Annotated in this window: 13 protein-coding genes; 4 read left to right on the top strand and 9 right to left on the bottom strand. The window is 70.6% G+C overall.

Translation table 11 applies throughout. From position 1 onward, the window contains the following. The first annotated feature begins 781 nt into the window (after nt 1–781). Nucleotides 782–2,215: an endo-1,4-beta-xylanase gene (locus ACWC2T_RS21335; RefSeq protein ID WP_450671913.1), complete on the top strand. Its 1,434-nt coding sequence runs from the start codon at nt 782–784 to the stop codon at nt 2,213–2,215. A gap of 519 nt (nt 2,216–2,734) precedes the next feature. On the opposite strand, the gene ACWC2T_RS21330 is transcribed toward ACWC2T_RS21335, so the two are convergent. Beyond that, the gene (locus ACWC2T_RS21330; RefSeq protein WP_450671912.1) at nt 2,735–4,063 is read right to left on the bottom strand and encodes a class I SAM-dependent RNA methyltransferase; all 1,329 of its coding nucleotides are present in this window, start codon (nt 4,061–4,063) and stop codon (nt 2,735–2,737) included. A gap of 177 nt (nt 4,064–4,240) precedes the next feature. Then, nucleotides 4,241–6,292 carry an APC family permease gene (locus ACWC2T_RS21325; protein ID WP_450671911.1) on the bottom strand — a complete coding sequence of 684 codons (2,052 nt, stop codon included), beginning with the start codon at nt 6,290–6,292 and terminating at the stop codon, nt 4,241–4,243. Between the two features lie 404 nt (nt 6,293–6,696). Here ACWC2T_RS21325 and ACWC2T_RS21320 point away from each other — a divergent pair, with 404 nt between their 5' ends. Together ACWC2T_RS21320 and ACWC2T_RS21315 are read left to right on the top strand one after the other, a co-directional pair. Next, entirely contained in the window at nt 6,697–7,368 is a 672-nt protein-coding gene (locus ACWC2T_RS21320; protein ID WP_055704256.1) for a potassium channel family protein, read from the top strand. Next, a complete protein-coding gene (locus tag ACWC2T_RS21315) occupies nt 7,368–8,045 on the top strand; it encodes a potassium channel family protein (RefSeq protein ID WP_153543699.1) in 678 nt (225 codons plus the stop codon). The genes ACWC2T_RS21320 and ACWC2T_RS21315 overlap by 1 nt, the downstream gene beginning before the upstream one ends. 507 nt (nt 8,046–8,552) lie before the next feature. On the opposite strand, the gene ACWC2T_RS21310 is transcribed toward ACWC2T_RS21315, so the two are convergent. From ACWC2T_RS21310 to ACWC2T_RS21280, 7 genes are all read right to left on the bottom strand, one after another. Next, a complete protein-coding gene (locus ACWC2T_RS21310) occupies nt 8,553–9,320 on the bottom strand; it encodes a DUF3159 domain-containing protein (protein WP_450671910.1) in 768 nt (255 codons plus the stop codon). Nucleotides 9,321–9,323: 3 nt separating this feature from the next. Next, nucleotides 9,324–9,722, bottom strand: a complete 399-nt coding sequence (locus tag ACWC2T_RS21305) for an OB-fold nucleic acid binding domain-containing protein (RefSeq protein WP_079048543.1) — start codon at nt 9,720–9,722, stop codon at nt 9,324–9,326. A gap of 104 nt (nt 9,723–9,826) precedes the next feature. Continuing rightward, a complete protein-coding gene (locus ACWC2T_RS21300) occupies nt 9,827–10,513 on the bottom strand; it encodes a response regulator (RefSeq protein WP_351208935.1) in 687 nt (228 codons plus the stop codon). After that, nucleotides 10,510–13,068 carry an ATP-binding protein gene (locus ACWC2T_RS21295; protein ID WP_450671909.1) on the bottom strand — a complete coding sequence of 853 codons (2,559 nt, stop codon included), beginning with the start codon at nt 13,066–13,068 and terminating at the stop codon, nt 10,510–10,512. Before ACWC2T_RS21295 ends, ACWC2T_RS21300 begins: the two co-directional genes overlap by 4 nt. Before the next feature lie 191 nt (nt 13,069–13,259). After that, nucleotides 13,260–14,024, bottom strand: coding sequence for a DUF3710 domain-containing protein (locus ACWC2T_RS21290; protein ID WP_450671908.1), 765 nt, complete (start codon nt 14,022–14,024; stop codon nt 13,260–13,262). 1 nt (nt 14,025) lies between these two features. Further along, a complete protein-coding gene (gene dut / locus ACWC2T_RS21285) occupies nt 14,026–14,577 on the bottom strand; it encodes a dUTP diphosphatase (protein WP_450671907.1) in 552 nt (183 codons plus the stop codon). Further along, nucleotides 14,574–15,158, bottom strand: a complete 585-nt coding sequence (locus ACWC2T_RS21280; protein WP_450671906.1) for a PaaI family thioesterase — start codon at nt 15,156–15,158, stop codon at nt 14,574–14,576. Before ACWC2T_RS21280 ends, dut begins: the two co-directional genes overlap by 4 nt. Nucleotides 15,159–15,216: 58 nt before the next feature. On the opposite strand from ACWC2T_RS21280, the gene ACWC2T_RS21275 reads away from it, so the two are divergent. After that, nucleotides 15,217–15,681 carry a DUF3093 domain-containing protein gene (locus tag ACWC2T_RS21275; protein WP_450671905.1) on the top strand — a complete coding sequence of 155 codons (465 nt, stop codon included), beginning with the start codon at nt 15,217–15,219 and terminating at the stop codon, nt 15,679–15,681. The last annotated feature ends 112 nt before the right edge of the window (nt 15,682–15,793 follow it).

The raw sequence follows: 15,793 nt of genomic DNA, 5'->3' as shown, positions 1-15,793 counted from the left end.
GGTGAACGCCGTCAATAGCTCCCGCATGTATCGCCTCAGACGCCGAAACATTCGCACCACCACGCGCCGACCAGCGCACGCCACACCGTCAAATGGCTGGCTCGTAAGCGACTTGACCCCGAAAGGGAGCGATGTGCGGACGGTGCAGACACTCGGTCGACCCCGCCTTCAACGCCCCTGACAACGAAATCCGCACGCCCGCCGACGCCAGCATCGGAGGCCGCCGTCCGCTTACCGGGCGATCAAAAGTTTCGTCCACCAATCGGAAATTTCTTCGGCGGGGAGTATTGACGATCCACGGTCACGCCTCAATCATCCCTGTCTGAGAAACCGGGCCTGGTTCGAGATTCCGGGCTGTATCGGCCTGGGCAATCCATGCTGTACGGCAGATCAGCGACCAGCTGCACGGCAGACCCGCGCACCACATCACCTGCGCCACCCCGTTCCGTTCCCGTGAGGTTCGCACCAGCGCATCCTGGCTCTCCCCCGCAGTTGGAGAGGCATGCGACGCCGTGTGACGGTCCCCCGGCTGAGCCGCGCTGGAGTACCCCATGCCTGTGTCGAGACGTGGAACACGCCCGCTGCCCGCCGTACGTCGCCCGACGGCCGACCGGGGGCGGCGCCCGTGCCGTTGGCGTCATCCCGGTCCCCATGACTGCGGTGTCCGGTGATTCCGTCCTGCCCGGGCTCCGACCTGCCCCGTCCGTCTGCCGGACGGGGCCGGACGACGCAATCCCCTGCGCTTCAGTCGATCAGCGATTTCTACCTCGGAGGCACAGTCATGGGCTCGTATGCCCTTCCCAGATCCGTTACCCGCCGGAAGATCCGCAGCCTGCTGCTGGCGCTGGTCGTCGGCGTCCTCGGTGCGGTCACCGCACTGGCCGCACCGCCGACCGCACACGCCGCCGAGAACACGCTTGGCGCCGCGGCGGCACAGAGTGGCCGCTACTTCGGCACCGCCATCGCCTCCGGCAGGCTGGGCGACTCGGCGTACACGACGATCGCAAGCCGTGAGTTCAACATGGTGACGGCCGAGAACGAGATGAAGATCGACGCCACCGAACCACAGCGGGGCCAGTTCAACTTCAGCGCCGGCGACCGCGTCTACAACTGGGCGGTGCAGAACGGCAAGCGGGTGCGTGGCCACACACTGGCCTGGTACGCCCAGCAGCCCGGCTGGATGCAGAGCCTCAGCGGCAGTTCACTGCGCCAAGCGATGATCGACCACATCAACGGCGTCATGGGCCACTACAAGGGCAAGATCGCCCAGTGGGACGTCGTGAACGAGGCCTTCGCCGACGGCAATTCGGGAGGTCGGCGGGACTCCAACCTGCAACGCACGGGCAACGACTGGATCGAGGTCGCCTTCCGCACCGCGCGCGCCGCCGACCCGGCGGCCAAGCTCTGCTACAACGACTACAACATCGAGAACTGGACCTGGGCCAAGACCCAGGCCGTGTACGCCATGGTCCGGGACTTCAAGCAGCGCGGCGTGCCGATCGACTGCGTCGGGTTCCAGTCGCACTTCAACAGCGGCAGCCCCTACAACAGCAACTTCCGCACCACCCTGCAGAATTTCGCCGCCCTCGGCGTCGACGTGGCCATCACCGAACTCGACATCCAGGGCGCCTCGGCCTCGACCTACGCCAACGTGACCAACGACTGCCTGGCCGTCCCGCGCTGCCTCGGCATCACCGTCTGGGGTGTGCGCGACACCGACTCCTGGCGATCGGGCGACACGCCGCTGCTGTTCAACGGCGACGGCAGCAAGAAGCCTGCCTACACCGCCGTCCTCAACGCACTCAACGGCGGCGGCTCCACGACGCCCCCTGCGGATGGCGGACAGATCAAGGGCGTCGGTTCGGGCCGTTGCCTGGACGTGCCCGGAGCCGGCACCACCGACGGCACACAGCTCCAGCTGTGGGACTGCCACAGCGGCACCAACCAGCAGTGGACGTACACCGACGCCGGCGAGCTCAGGGTCTACGGCAACAAATGCCTTGACGCCGCCGGCACAGGCAACGGTTCCAAAGTCCAGATCTACAGCTGCTGGGGCGGCGACAACCAGAAATGGCGCCTCAACTCCGACGGATCCATCGTCGGCGTCCAGTCCGGCCTCTGCCTCGACGCCGTCTCGGGCGGCACCGCCAACGGCACCCCGATCCAGCTCTACTCCTGCTCGAACGGCAACAACCAACGCTGGACCCGTACCTGAGGGGGCCTGCCACAAACGAAGGGGTGAAGCCGTGACAGCCCACGGTGCGGCTTCTCCCGCCCCTCCGCAAGGACATCGTTGACGGTCCCGGGTCGCCGCCGTGGTGGCGGCGACCTCGCGATCGGGATGCTCGCCGCGGTGCATCCGGCGCCCGCCGAGGCGACGAGGACGAACACCGTGGCCGAGAGTCCATCCTGCTCAGGGCTGAGCAGAGTGCGGCAACCAGCTCACCCGGGGATCCGCCCTCGCTCGCTTCGGACACCGGCTCGCACTCGGCTGCCGCCATCCCAGAGTGCGGGTCCGCGTCACGCTCCGTCAGAATCAGCGTCGAACAAGCGTCAAGAAATTTGCCGAACCCGGCCCTCACGGAGTTGAGGCAAGGCGTTCTCGGCCCGCGCCCCGCTGCGAAACCGCAGGTGAGACATGTGGCAGGAACCTGCATCATGCTCCACGCGGTGGACCTGCGGAAACATGTCGGCACGACCCGCACGCAACCTGGGAAACCAGAAGAACAGCAGGTCAGACGCCCTTTGCTGCGGGCTCCAGAATCGCCACGCACTCCACGTGATGCGTCATCGGAAACAGATCGAACGCCCGAAGCGTCCGCACCCGGTACCCGCCCTCGCGGAAGTACCCCAGGTCGCGGGCCAGCGCAGCGGGATCGCAGGCGACGTAGGCGATGCGGCGGGCGTCGAGGGAGCAGAGGTGGGCGACCGTGCTGCGGCCGGCGCCGGCCCGGGGCGGGTCCAGGACGATCAGGTCGACCTCGGTGATGCCGGTGCGCGGCAGGACCGACTCGACCTTGCCCTGTTCGATGCGGACGCGGGGGAACTCGGCGAGGTTGTGGCGCGCGTCCTCCACCGCACGCTTGCCGGACTCGATGCCGAGGACCGCGCCCTTCTCGCCGAGGCGGTCGGCCAGCGCCCCCGCGAACAGGCCGACTCCGCAGTAGAGGTCCAGGGCCATCTCGCCCTTGCGCGGGAGGAGGCCCTGCATGACCGCCTTCACCAGGGTGTCCGCCGCCTTCGGGTGGACCTGCCAGAAGCCGCCGTTGCCGACGCGGTGGGTACGGCCGTCCGCGCGCTCGCGAACGAAGGGGCGGCCGTGGACCCGGTGGACGCCGCCGGACTTCTCGTCGACGCGGAGGACCGAGACCGGCTTGTCCAGTTCGACGAGGGGGAGGCGGGCGCCGGGGCGCGGGGTGAGGATCACCTGGCGGTCCTGCGAGCCCGTCGCCGCGATCGCCTCGACCGACTCCATGCCGGTCCAGTCCCGTCGCTCGATCCCCAGCTCGCTGACGCCCTCCGCCGCGATCATGCAGTGGTCGATGCGCTCGATCTCATGGGAGCGGTGGCGGCGCAGGCCCGCGTGGCCCTCGGCGTCGACGGCGTACTGGACGCGGGTGCGCCACTGGGGGACCTGGCCGGCCGGCAGCTTGTCGCCCTCGGCCGGCATCACCGTGCCGTCCCAGCCGGCCTCCTCGGGCGTGAGGCCAGCCAGCCGCTTGAGCTGTTCGGCGATCACCTCGCCCTTGAGGCGGCGCTGGGCGCCCGGCTTGGCGTGCTGCCAGTCGCAGCCACCGCAGCGGCCGGGGCCCGCGAAGGGGCAGGGCGCCTCGATGCGGTCCTTGGACGCCTCCAGGATCTCCACCGCGTCCGCGCGCAGGAAGCGGGCTCCCTCCTCGCCCTCGGTCACCTTCGCCACCACTCGCTCGCCCGGCAGCGCGTGCCGGACGAACAGCACCTGGCCCTCGGCCGTGCGGGCGATGCAGTGACCGCCGTGGGCGACGGGGCCGATCTCGACCTCGTACTCCTCCCCGACCAGCGACTTCTTCGGTTCTGCCTGCATGGCGGGGTGACTCCAGATCGGAAACGGGAAACGGCCGGACAACAGCCCACCAGTCTACGTGGCTGTCGTCCGGCCGCTCACCACAGCCCGGACCCGGGCTCGGCACGCGAGCTCAAGACCCGGCTCAAGGCCTCGGGCCCAGTACCCGGACCCCCGGTCTCACTCCTTGGCCCGGTCTCACTCCTTGGCCGCCGACGGCTGCTTCGGCCGCTCCGCCGCCGGACCGCGCCGCACCGCACCCGGTGCGCTCCACTCCTGCCGCTTGCGGGCGCGGGCCCGGGCCGCCTCGGACGACGCCAGCTGGTAGGGCACGGAGGTGACCATCACGCCGGGCGTGAACAGCAGACGGCCCTTCAGGCGCAGGGCGCTCTGGTTGTGCAGCAGATGCTCGTACCAGTGGCCGACCACGTACTCGGGGATGATCACGGAGACCGCGTCGCGCGGCGACTCCTTGCGCAGGCTCTTGACGTACTCGATCACCGGGCGGGTGATCTCGCGGTACGGCGAGTCCAGGACCTTGAGCGGTACGTCGATGCCGCGCCGCTCCCACTCCTCGCGCAGCGCCTTGGTCTCGGCCGGGTCGACGTTGACCGTCACCGCCTCCAGGGTGTCCGAGCGCATCAGCTTGGCGTAGGCCAGGGCGCGGAGCGTCGGGCGGTGGATCTTGGAGATCAGGACGACGGAGTGGACCCGGGACGGGCGGACCAGGTCGTCGTCCGGCTCCTCGGGGGCCGAGAGCTCGTCGGCGACGCCGTCGTAGTGCCTGCGGATGGCGGTCATGGTCGCGTAGAAGAGGCACATGCCGAGCAGGGCCACCCAGGCGCCGTGCGTGAACTTCGTGACCAGGACGACGACCAGCACCAGACCCGTGAAGAAGGCACCGAAGGCGTTGATCGCGCGCGAGCGCATCATGCGGCGGCGCACCGCCGGGTCCGTCTCGACCGCCAGGTGGCGGTTCCAGTGCCGGACCATGCCGGTCTGGCTGAGCGTGAAGGACACGAACACGCCGACGATGTACAGCTGGATCAGACGGGTGGAGTCCGCGCCGTAGATGAACGTCAGCAGGGTCGCGGCCCCCGCGAGCAGCACGATGCCGTTGGAGAAGGCGAGGCGGTCGCCGCGGGTGTGCAGCTGGCGCGGGAGGTAGCGGTCCTGGGCGAGGATCGAGCCGAGCAGCGGGAAGCCGTTGTACGCCGTGTTCGCCGCCAGGAAGAGGACCAGCGCGGTGGCGGCCGCGAGGACGACGAACAGGAAGCTGCCCTTGCCGAAGACGGCCTCGGCGACCTGGGAGATCACCGGGTTCTGGACATAGCCGGAGCCGAGCGGGTGGCCGTTGTGGATGAGGTCGGTGGCCGGGTTCTCGGCCATGCGGACCTTGGTCGACATGGCGAGGGCGATGATGCCGCAGAACATGGTGACGGCCAGCAGGCCCATCATCGCCAGCGTGGTCGCCGCGTTCTTCGACTTGGGCTTGCGGAAGGCCGGCACGCCGTTGGAGATCGCCTCCACACCGGTCAGCGCGGCACAGCCGGAGGAGAAGGCCCGCAGCAGGAGGAAGACGAGCGCGAAGCCGGCCAGGCCCTGGTGCTCGGCCCTGATGTGGTAGTCCGCGGTCGGCGCACGCATGGTGTCGCCGAGGACCAGACCCCGTACGACGCCCCACGCGATCATGATGAAGACGCCGCCGACGAACACGTACGTCGGGATCGCGAAGAGCTTGCCGGACTCCTTCACGCCGCGCAGGTTCATCAGCGTGAGCAGCACGATCACGGCGACCGCGCACAGCACCTTGTGCTGGACCACGAAGGGGATCGCGGAGCCGAGGTTCTCGATGCCGGAGGCGATGGAGACGGCGACGGTGAGGACGTAGTCCACGAGCAGGGCGCTGGCCACGGTCAGGCCCGCCTTGGGGCCCAGGTTCGTGGTGGCGACCTCGTAGTCGCCGCCGCCGCTCGGGTAGGCGTGCACGTTCTGCCGGTAGGAGGCGACCACGGTGAACATCAGCACCACGACCGCGACGGCGATCCACGGGCTGAAGTGGTACGCCGACACACCTGCGACGGACAGGACCAGGAGGACCTCCCCCGGCGCGTAGGCGACGGAGGACAGCGGGTCGGAGGCGAAGACGGGGAGTGCGATGCGCTTCGGCAGGAGCGTTTCGCCCAGCCGGTCACTGCGCAGTGCGCGCCCGATCAGAATCCGTTTGGGCATGTCGGTCAGTTTGGACACGACAGAGGATCGTAGGCCTTGGATCAGGCAGCCGCCCACCCGGTGTCCGAGATCTGCCTCACGAGTGAATTCAGGGGCGCACTGAACTGCGGATTCCGTGGTCCGCGCGCTCCCCGTGCCTAGATGGCAGATCCCGCACGTCATCGCATCTCGGAGGATCCATGCCCGCCACCGCGGAGCTCATCGGGGCGACCGTCGCCCTCCTCGGCCTCGGAATCCTGACCCTGTGCAGCGTGCGCAGCATCACGCGCCGGCCCCCGCCCCCGTTGATCGCGGACACCGATCCCTGCACAGGGGGGTGCCAACCGCCCTGCGCTCGTGTGTAGCTTTGGGCCTCGGTCTGAGAACCTGTTAAGGCCAAGTCAATAAGCTCGAGAGAACGTCTTGACATCGGAAGGACGGTCGTGCACATCGTCATCATGGGCTGCGGGAGAGTGGGTTCCGCTCTCGCCCAGACCCTGGAGCAACAGGGCCATACGGTCGCCGTGATCGACCAGGACCCGACCGCCTTCCGTCGGCTGGGCCCGGGCTTCGGGGGCCGCCGGGTCACCGGTGTCGGCTTCGACCAGGACACCCTGCGCGAGGCGGGCATCGAGGAGGCCGGCGCCTTCGCCGCCGTCTCCAGCGGTGACAACTCCAACATCATCTCCGCACGCGTGGCCCGCGAGATGTTCGGCGTGGAGAACGTGGCCGCCCGTATCTACGACCCGCGCCGAGCCGAGGTCTACCAGCGCCTCGGCATCCCGACCGTGGCGACGGTCCGCTGGACCGCCGACCAGATGCTGCGCCGGCTGCTGCCCTCCGGTGCCGAGCCGCTGTGGCGCGACCCCACCGGCGGGGTGCAGCTCGCCGAGGTGCACGCCTCCCCCAAGTGGGTCGGGCACAAGATCAGCAAGCTGCAGGAGGAGACCGGCGTCCGGGTGGCGTTCCTGACCCGCCTCGGCGAAGCGATCCTGCCGACCTCGCAGACGGTGCTGCAGGAGGGCGACCTCGTGCATGTGATGATGCGGTCGGACGACGTCGAGAAGGTCGAGGCGGCGTTCGCCCAGGGCCCGGAAGAGGAGAGCGGTCACTGATGAGGGTCGCCATTGCCGGAGCCGGCGCCGTCGGCCGCTCGATCGCGGGCGAGCTGCTGGAGAACGGCCACGAGGTCCTGCTGATCGACAAGGCGCCGACCGCCATCTCGGTGGAGCGGGTGCCCCAGGCGGAGTGGCTGCTGGCCGACGCCTGCGAGATCACCTCCCTGGACGAGGCGGCGCTGCAGCGCTGCAACGTCGTCATCGCCGCGACCGGCGACGACAAGGTCAACCTGGTCGTCTCGCTGCTCGCCAAGACGGAGTACGGCGTCCCGCGCGTCGTCGCCCGCGTCAACAACCCGAAGAACGAGTGGCTGTTCAACGAGGCCTGGGGCGTGGACGTGGCCGTCTCCACCCCGCGCCTGATGTCCGCCCTGGTCGAGGAGGCGGTCTCGGTCGGCGACCTGGTCCGGCTGCTCCGCTTCAGCCACGGCGACGCCAACCTCGTGGAGCTGACCCTGCCGGAGGAGTCGGCGCTGGCCGGCACCCAGGTGGGCGACGTCCAGTGGCCCGAGGACACCTCCCTGGTCACGATCATCCGTGGCACCCGCGTGCTGACCCCGTCCAAGGAGGACTCCCTGGAGCCGGGCGACGAGCTCCTCTTCGTGGCCGCGCAGGCCCGCGAGGAGCAGCTGGAGGAGCTGCTGTCGGTACGGCGCGAGGACACCTCGAGCTAGCCGACGCGCCGACGGGCCGGCCGGTCCGCGCGCTGCCAGGCCGAGGGCCCGGGGATCAGCGGATCCGCCGGGCCTTCGGCATGCGGGCACTCGGGGCGCCGCCGACGCCGGTACCGCGGCACCGGACACCACCGGGCGAGCGGTCCCGGGAGTCCCGGGGGCATCACCCGGTACGACGCCGACCGACGGCACGGCGACGACATCCGCTTCCGCCCGGACCGGCCACCGCCGAGCGGCAGCTGCGCACCATCCGGGTCCCAGTTCCGGCCGGTCGTCCACGGCTCCCGCCGGGTCCCCGGGCGCTCCGGGTCACGAGCCCACCAGCAGGGCACGCAACGAGCGCCGTCCAGGGAACAGAGGTCGGCTCGGTGGCCGCAGAGCAGCTGCGCAGGTCACCCTCGGGTCAGGTGCGGCGGCGGCACCGCCCCGGGCGGGCGAGTGCCGTCGTCGTACGCAAGCTGCCGTCGCGGCGAGGAGGCCGAAGGCCGGCCCCGGTGCCGTGGCCGGCTAGGCCCCCCGGCGGTGGCGTCCCCCGGTCGCCTCGCCGCCCTCGGCGGCCAGCGTGGCCTGGCGCTCCTTCTCGGCCTTCTCCTCGGCCTCCATCTCGGCGAAGACGTCGATGGGTGCGGGGGCCTTCGCGAGGAAGATCCAGGTGAGCCAGACCGCCAGCAGGAACGGCGGGATCTTCAGGGCGACCAGGACCCAGCCGAGCTTGGTGGTGTCGGACCACCAGTAGAGCGGGAAGAGGATCGCGCACTTGGCCAGCAGGATCAGCCCCCAGGCCCAACTGGCCTTGGCATAGGCCTTCTTGCGACCGGGGTTGCGGGTGCGCCAGGAGAGGTTCTCCTTGAAGACCGGGCCGAGGATGAGACCCATCAGGGGCACCCCGGCGAGGGCCGTGACGATGTACGCCAGCGCCAGGCCCAGCGTGTAGAGCATGCCGGGCAGATAGAAGTTCTTCGCGTTTCCGGTGAACATCGCGAACGCGACACCGAAGGCCACCCCGAACACGCCGCTGAAGGCGTGCTTGACGGTGTCCTTCATCGCGAGCCGGACCACGACCAGGACCAGGGCCACGATCAGCGCGGCGATCGCCGACACGTGCAGGTTCTTGTCGACCGTGAAGATCGCCACGAAGAGCAGGCCCGGCACGACCGTCTCGACCATGCCGCGGACACCGCCGAACGCATCGAACAGCGCGGCCTCGGTCACCGCACGGGCGTCCTCCGACGGGCTCTGGTCGGTGCCTTCGGTCGGCTTGTCGAGGGACGTCACCGGCTACTCCCGTCCGAGGGGTCGCAGTTCGTATTTCGGGTTGAAGAGCACCCGGCGGCCTCGGCTCATCGAGATCCGGCCCGATGCGATCAGCTTGCGCCCCGGTTCTATGCCCACGATGGAACGCCTGCCGAGCCACACCACGTCCAGCGCGGCGGAGCCGTCGAACAGCTCGGCCTCCAGGGCGGGGACCCCGGCGCGCGGTCGCAAGGTGACCGTGCGCAAGGTACCAGTTACGGTGACGATCTGCCGGTCGTGGCAGTCGCCGATCCTGGTACAGCCCGCCGTCTCGGCATCCTCACGCAGTTCCTCGGACTCCAGGTCCTCCTGCGACGAGGAAAGCCGGTCGAGCATGCGCCGGAACCGGCCGGCCGGCTTTTCGGAACGAGGAACAGCACTCATACCTGAAGCGTACCGGGGCCCACCGACGGCGCCGTAGCCAAGCTCACTTCACCACCCGGCTCACTTCGCCCCGTTCCCTTCACCACCCGGCTCACTTGGCCCGCTCACTTCTCGAACCGGTAGCCCATCCCCGGCTCGGTGATGAAGTGCTTCGGGTGTGACGGGTCCGTCTCCAGCTTGCGGCGCAATTGGGCCATGTACACCCGCAGGTAGTTGGTCTCCGTGCCGTACGACGGCCCCCACACCTCCTGCAGCAGCTGCTTCTGGCTGACCAGGCGGCCGGTGTTGCGCACCAGCACCTCCAGCAGGTGCCACTCGGTGGGGGTGAGCCGGACGTCCTTGCCGGCGCGGTTGACCTTCTTGGCGGCCAGGTCGACCGTGAAGCCCTCGGTCTCGACGGTCGTCAGGTCGTCCTCGCCGGGTCCGACCGGCTCGGCCCGGCGTACGGCGGCCCGCAGCCGGGCCAGCAGCTCGTCCATGCCGAAGGGCTTGGTGACGTAGTCGTCGGCGCCCGCGTCCAGCGCCTCGACCTTCTCGTCCGAGGAGTGCCGGGCGGACAGGACCAGGATGGGCACCCGGGTCCAGCCGCGCAGGCCCCTGATCACCTCGACGCCGTCCATGTCGGGCAGACCCAGGTCGAGCACGACCACGTCGGGGTGCCGGGAGGCGGCGAGTTCCAGGGCGGTACGGCCGTCGGGCGCCGCGTCGACCTCGTACTTGCGTGCCTTGAGGTTGATCACGAGGGCGCGCACGATCTGCGGCTCGTCGTCGACCACGAGCACCCGGGTCATAGAGTCGTCTGCCTTTCTGGTTCTGCGAGGTCCCGGCCCGTTGCGAGGGACTCGGGACGCGATCCTGCCGCGCGGAGGCTGAGCACCATGGTGAGTCCGCCGCCCGGCGTGTCCTCGGCGTCGAGGGTGCCGCCCATGGCCTCCGCGAAGCCCCGGGCGACCGCGAGGCCGAGCCCGACCCCGGCGCCGCGCGGGGCGTCGCCGTACCGCTGGAACGGCTCGAATATCCGGCCCTTGGCCTCGTCCGGTACGCCCGGCCCGCGGTCCACCACCCGAACCTCGACCCGGTCGGCCATGGCGCTGGCGGAGACCAGTACGGGCCGGTCCTTCGGGCTGTACTTGACGGCGTTCTCCACCAGGTTGGCCACGGACCGCTCCAGCAGCCCTGGGTCGACCTCGACCATCGGCAGGCTCTCGGGCACGTCCAGCTCGACACTGCCCTCGGGGACACCTCCGAGCGCCATCGGCACGACCTCGTCCACGTCGATCTCGCGGATCAGCGGGGTGACCGTTCCTGTCTGCAGACGGGACATGTCGAGGAGGTTGCCGACGAGGTGGTCCAGCCGGTCGGCGCCCTCCTCGATGCCCTGCAGCAGCTCCGCCCGGTCCTCCTCGGACCAGTCCACGTCGTCGGAGCGCAGACTCGACACCGCCGCCTTGATGCCGGCCAGGGGGGTGCGCAGGTCGTGGCTGACGGCGGCGAGCAGCGCGGTGCGGATGCGGTTGCCCTCGGCGAGCGCGCGGGCCCGGTCGGCCTCCTCCTGCAGGCGCCGGCGGTCCAGGGCGACGGCGGCCTGCGCGGCGAAGGCGGCGAGCACCCGGCGGTCCTCGGCGGGCAGCACGCGGCCGGTGAGCGCGAGCGCCATGTGGTCGCCGACGGGCATGTCGACGTCGGCGTCCTCGGGCCGCTCCAGAGGGCGCCCGAATCCGGCCCGCCCGGCGCAGGTCCACGGCTCGACGTCGCCCGCCCGCTCCAGCAGCGCGGCCGACTCCATGGCGAACGTCTCCCGGACCCGCTCCAGCAGCTCCTCCAGGCTGGTTTCGCCGCGCAGCACGTTCCCGGCGAGGAAGGAGAGTATCTCCGACTCGGCGCGCAGCCGGGCGGCCTGGTGGGTGCGCCGGGCGGCGAGGTCCACCACCGAGGCCACGGACACGGCGACCCCGACGAAGATCGCGATGGCGACGATGTTCTTGGGGTCGGCGATGGTCAGCCGGTGCAGCGGCGGGGTGTAGAAGTAGTTCAGCAGCAGCGAGCCGAAGGCCGCCGAGGCGAGGGCGGGCAGCAGGCCACCGAGCAGCGCCGCCGCGACGGTGACGCTCAGGAACAGCAGCATGTCGTTGGCGAGGCCGAGGTCGACGGTGTTCAGCAGCACCGCGAGGACCACCGGCCCCACCAGGCCCACCGCCCAGCCCCAGATGATCCGGGCCCGCCCGAGCCGTCCGCCCCGGGCCACGGGCAGTCCGCGGCCCTTGGCGACCTCCTCGTGGGTGACGATGTGGACGTCGAGGTCGGGGCCCGAGTCCCGGGCGACCGTGGCGCCGACGCCGGGCCCGAAGACGTACTGCCAGGCCTTGCGGCGCGAGGAGCCCAGCACGATCTGGGTGGCGTTCACGCCGCGCGCGAAGTCCAGCAGGGCGGCCGGTATGTCGTCGCCGACGACATGGTGGAAGGTGCCGCCCAGATCCTCCACGAGGGTGCGCTGGACGGCCAGCTCCTTCGGGGAGGCCGAGGTCAGCCCGTCGCTGCGGGCTATGTACACGGCCAGCACCTCACTGCCTGCGCCCTTCTCGGCGAGCCGCGCGGCGCGCCGTATCAGGGTGCGCCCCTCGGGGCCGCCGGTCAGGCCGACCACGATCCGCTCGCGGGAACCCCAGATCCTGGAGACGCGGTGTTCGCTGCGGTAGGCGGTCAGGTACTCGTCGACCCGGTCCGCCACCCACAGCAGCGCCAGCTCGCGCAGGGCGGTCAGGTTGCCGGGGCGGAAGTAGTTGGACAGGGCCGCGTCGACCTTGTCCGGCTGGTAGATGTTGCCGTGCGCCATACGGCGGCGCAGCGCCTCCGGGGACATGTCGACCAGCTCGATCTGGTCGGCCCGCCGTACCACCTCGTCCGGGACGGTCTCGCGCTGCCGCACGCCCGTGATCGACTCGACCACGTCGCCGAGTGACTCCAGGTGCTGGATGTTGACGGTCGAGACGACGTCGATCCCCGCGGCGAGCAGTTCCTCGACGTCCTGCCAGCGCTTGGCGTTGCGGGAGCCGGGGATGTTGGTGTGGGCGAGTTCGTCCACCAGGGCGACGGCCGGCGCCCTGCGCAGCACGGCGTCGACGTCCATCTCGCCGAAGCGGGTGCCCCGGTACTCCAGCTCCCTGCGCGGCACCTGCTCCAGACCGTGCAGCATCACCTCCGTGCGCGGCCGGTCGTGGTGCTCCACGAAGCCCACGACGCAGTCGGTGCCCCGCTCCACGCGGCGGTGCGCCTCGGACAGCATGGCGTAGGTCTTGCCCACGCCCGGTGCCGCACCGAGGTAGATCCGAAGCTTGCCGCGTGCCATGGCTCCATTCTCTTCCCGTGACTGCCGCCTACGCAGCGTCGACCTTACGGCCAACAATTACGGCAAACCGGGCAGGGGGGCGTGCGACGGACAACTTTGACGCAACCCTGATGACACATGGCGCCCCGCAAAAACGGGCCGCACCCCTCGGAGGCACGGCCCGTACATCCCTGCTGAAGCCGGCGGAGCGCCTAGCGGACCTCGGTGATCTCCGGACCGCGCTGCAGCTGCCCCATGCCGCCGGAGAAGCGCGAGCCCTCCTCCTGCTGGACGCCCTCGGGCACCATCTGCGCGTCGTTCGGCAGCTTCAGGACGATCGGGTCGCGAGGCGCCATCGGGCCCTCGCCGCGCACCACGACCGTGTCGCGGAAGATCTGCTCCAGCAGCCCGGCGGCCTGCGGCTGCACCGCGCCCTGGCCGGAGATCACACCACGCAGGAACCAGCGCGGGCCGTCCACACCGACGAACCGCACGACCTGGAAGCCGCCGGTTCCGTCCGGCAGCTGCACCGGCACCTGGGCGCGCAGTTCCCACCCGAGCGGGCCCTCGACCTCGTCGACGATGCCACCCTGCTGGGTGATGCCGCCCGCGATCTCGTCGCGGACCTCGCCCCAGATGCCCTCGCGCTTGGGCGCGGCGAAGGCCTGGAGCTGGATGGCGCTGTCGCGCAGCACGACGGTGGCGGCGACGATCGCGTCACCGGCGACCTCGACCCGGAGCTCCATGCCGTCGACGCCCGGTACGAACAGTCCGCCGAGGTCCACGCGGCCCTCGGCCGGGTCCCGTACCTCGGTGCTGTCCCAGGGCCCGTCGGGCCGGGGCCCGGGCTCCAGCCGGACGCGCTCGCGCTCGGCCTCCTCTTCCTCGTCCGCCTCGGTGTCGACGCTGTCGACGACCTGCTCGGCCTCGCCGGCCGCGTCCTCGGCGGCACCCTTCTTCTTGCGACGTCCGAACACGTCACTGTCCTTCCCGGTCGGATACGACCGAAGCGTATCGATTCCCACCCGTCGGACCGCCTTCGGCGGCCTGACCGCTTGTGCCGCTCTCGCCGCCCACCGCGGCATGGCCGCCGGTGGACCCGAAGCCCCCTTCGGCCCGCGTCGAATCGGGAAGCTCCGCCACCTGAAGGAAACGGACCCTCTCGACCTGCTGGACGACCAGTTGGGCAATCCGGTCGAAGCGCTCGAACCGCACACTCTCGCGCGGGTCGAGATTCACCACGATCACCTTGATCTCCCCACGGTACCCGGCATCAACCGTCCCCGGGGCATTCACGAGGGCGACACCGCAGCGAGCGGCGAGACCGGAGCGCGGGTGCACGAAGGCCGCGTACCCCTCGGGCAGGGCGATCGACACACCCGTGGGGAGCACGGCCCGCTCCCCCGGCCCCAGTTCGCACGGCTCGGTGGTGCGCAGATCGGCTCCCGCGTCCCCCGGATGCTCGTACGCCGGAAGCGGTACGTCGGGGTCGACACGCCGGAGCAGCACGTTCAGGTGGCCACGGCTCACGGGTTCACCTCGAAGGCGCGGGCACGCCGGACCTGGTCCGGGTCGCTCATGGCGGCCTGGATCTCCTCCTTGCGGCCGTGGTCGACGAAGTGGTCGACCTTGACCTCGATGAAGAGGGCGTCGGCCCGGACCGCGAGGGGGCCGTCGGGGCCGCCGATGCGTCCGGTGGCGGCGGAGTAGATCTTCCGGCCGGCCACGGCGGTGACCTCGGCCTGAAGGTACAGCGTGGTGCCGACGGGCACGGGCCGCACGAAGTCGGTCTCCAGCCGGCCGGTGACGGCGATGGTCCGCAGCAGCCAGTTCAGCGAGCCGAGGGTCTCGTCGAGGGCCGTGGCCAGCACCCCGCCGTGTGCGAGGCCCGGGGCGCCCTGGTGGGCGGGCTGGACGGTGAACTCGGCGGTCAGCGAGACGCCCTCGCCGGCCCGTGCCTCCAGGTGCAGTCCGTGCGACTGCCCGGGGCCACAGCCGAAACAGTGTTCGTAGTGGGCGCCGAGGAGTTCTCCGGGCGCGGGCGCGTCGGGGTGCCGTACGGGTTTCACCGCGTCGGCAGGAGGCTGAAGGCTTGCGGAACTACCACTCACAGCCGCAGACCTTACCCGCGCGTCGGGGGGTTTCGGATCCCGTGCCAAGCTTGGCTCCATGCAGCTCTCCGCCACCCCCTACGAAGAACGCCTCACCGCCCCCCGCTCGTGGTGGCTGATCAGCTTCCTCGTGGGCGTCTCCTTCGCCCTGATCCTGCTCCCGTTCGGCACCCTGCCGCTGCTCGGCGGCCTGGTCGGCGGTACGGCAGCGGCGGCGGTGGTCGCGAGCGCCTACGGCTCGCCGCGCATCCGGGTCGTGGGCGACCAGCTGATCGCGGGCGAGGCGAAGATCCCGGTGTCGGCGCTGGGCGACTCGGAGGTGCTGGACGCGGAGGAGGCCCGCGCCTGGCGGACGTACAAGGCCGACACCCGCGCCTTCCTGCTGCTGCGCGCCTACATCCCCACGGCGCTGCGGGTGGAGGTCACCGACCCCGAGGACCCGACGCCGTACCTGTATCTGTCGACGCGGGAGCCGGAGCGGCTGGCGGCGGCGATCGAGGCCGCGCGCAAGGCGAACGCCTGAAGGCGCTGGCGCACGGCCTAGGTCCTGTCGTCACATTCCCGCCGTCCGCCCGGAGGGCGGGCCCTGCGCCCGCCGCGATGGGGGTGCCCCCGCGCGAGCCTGTTCGAGCGTG

The sequence above is a fragment of the Streptomyces sp. NPDC001393 genome, assembly GCF_053597455.1.
Note: the sequence above shows the minus strand (reverse complement) of the source record. Positions and strands in the feature narration are given on the sequence as shown.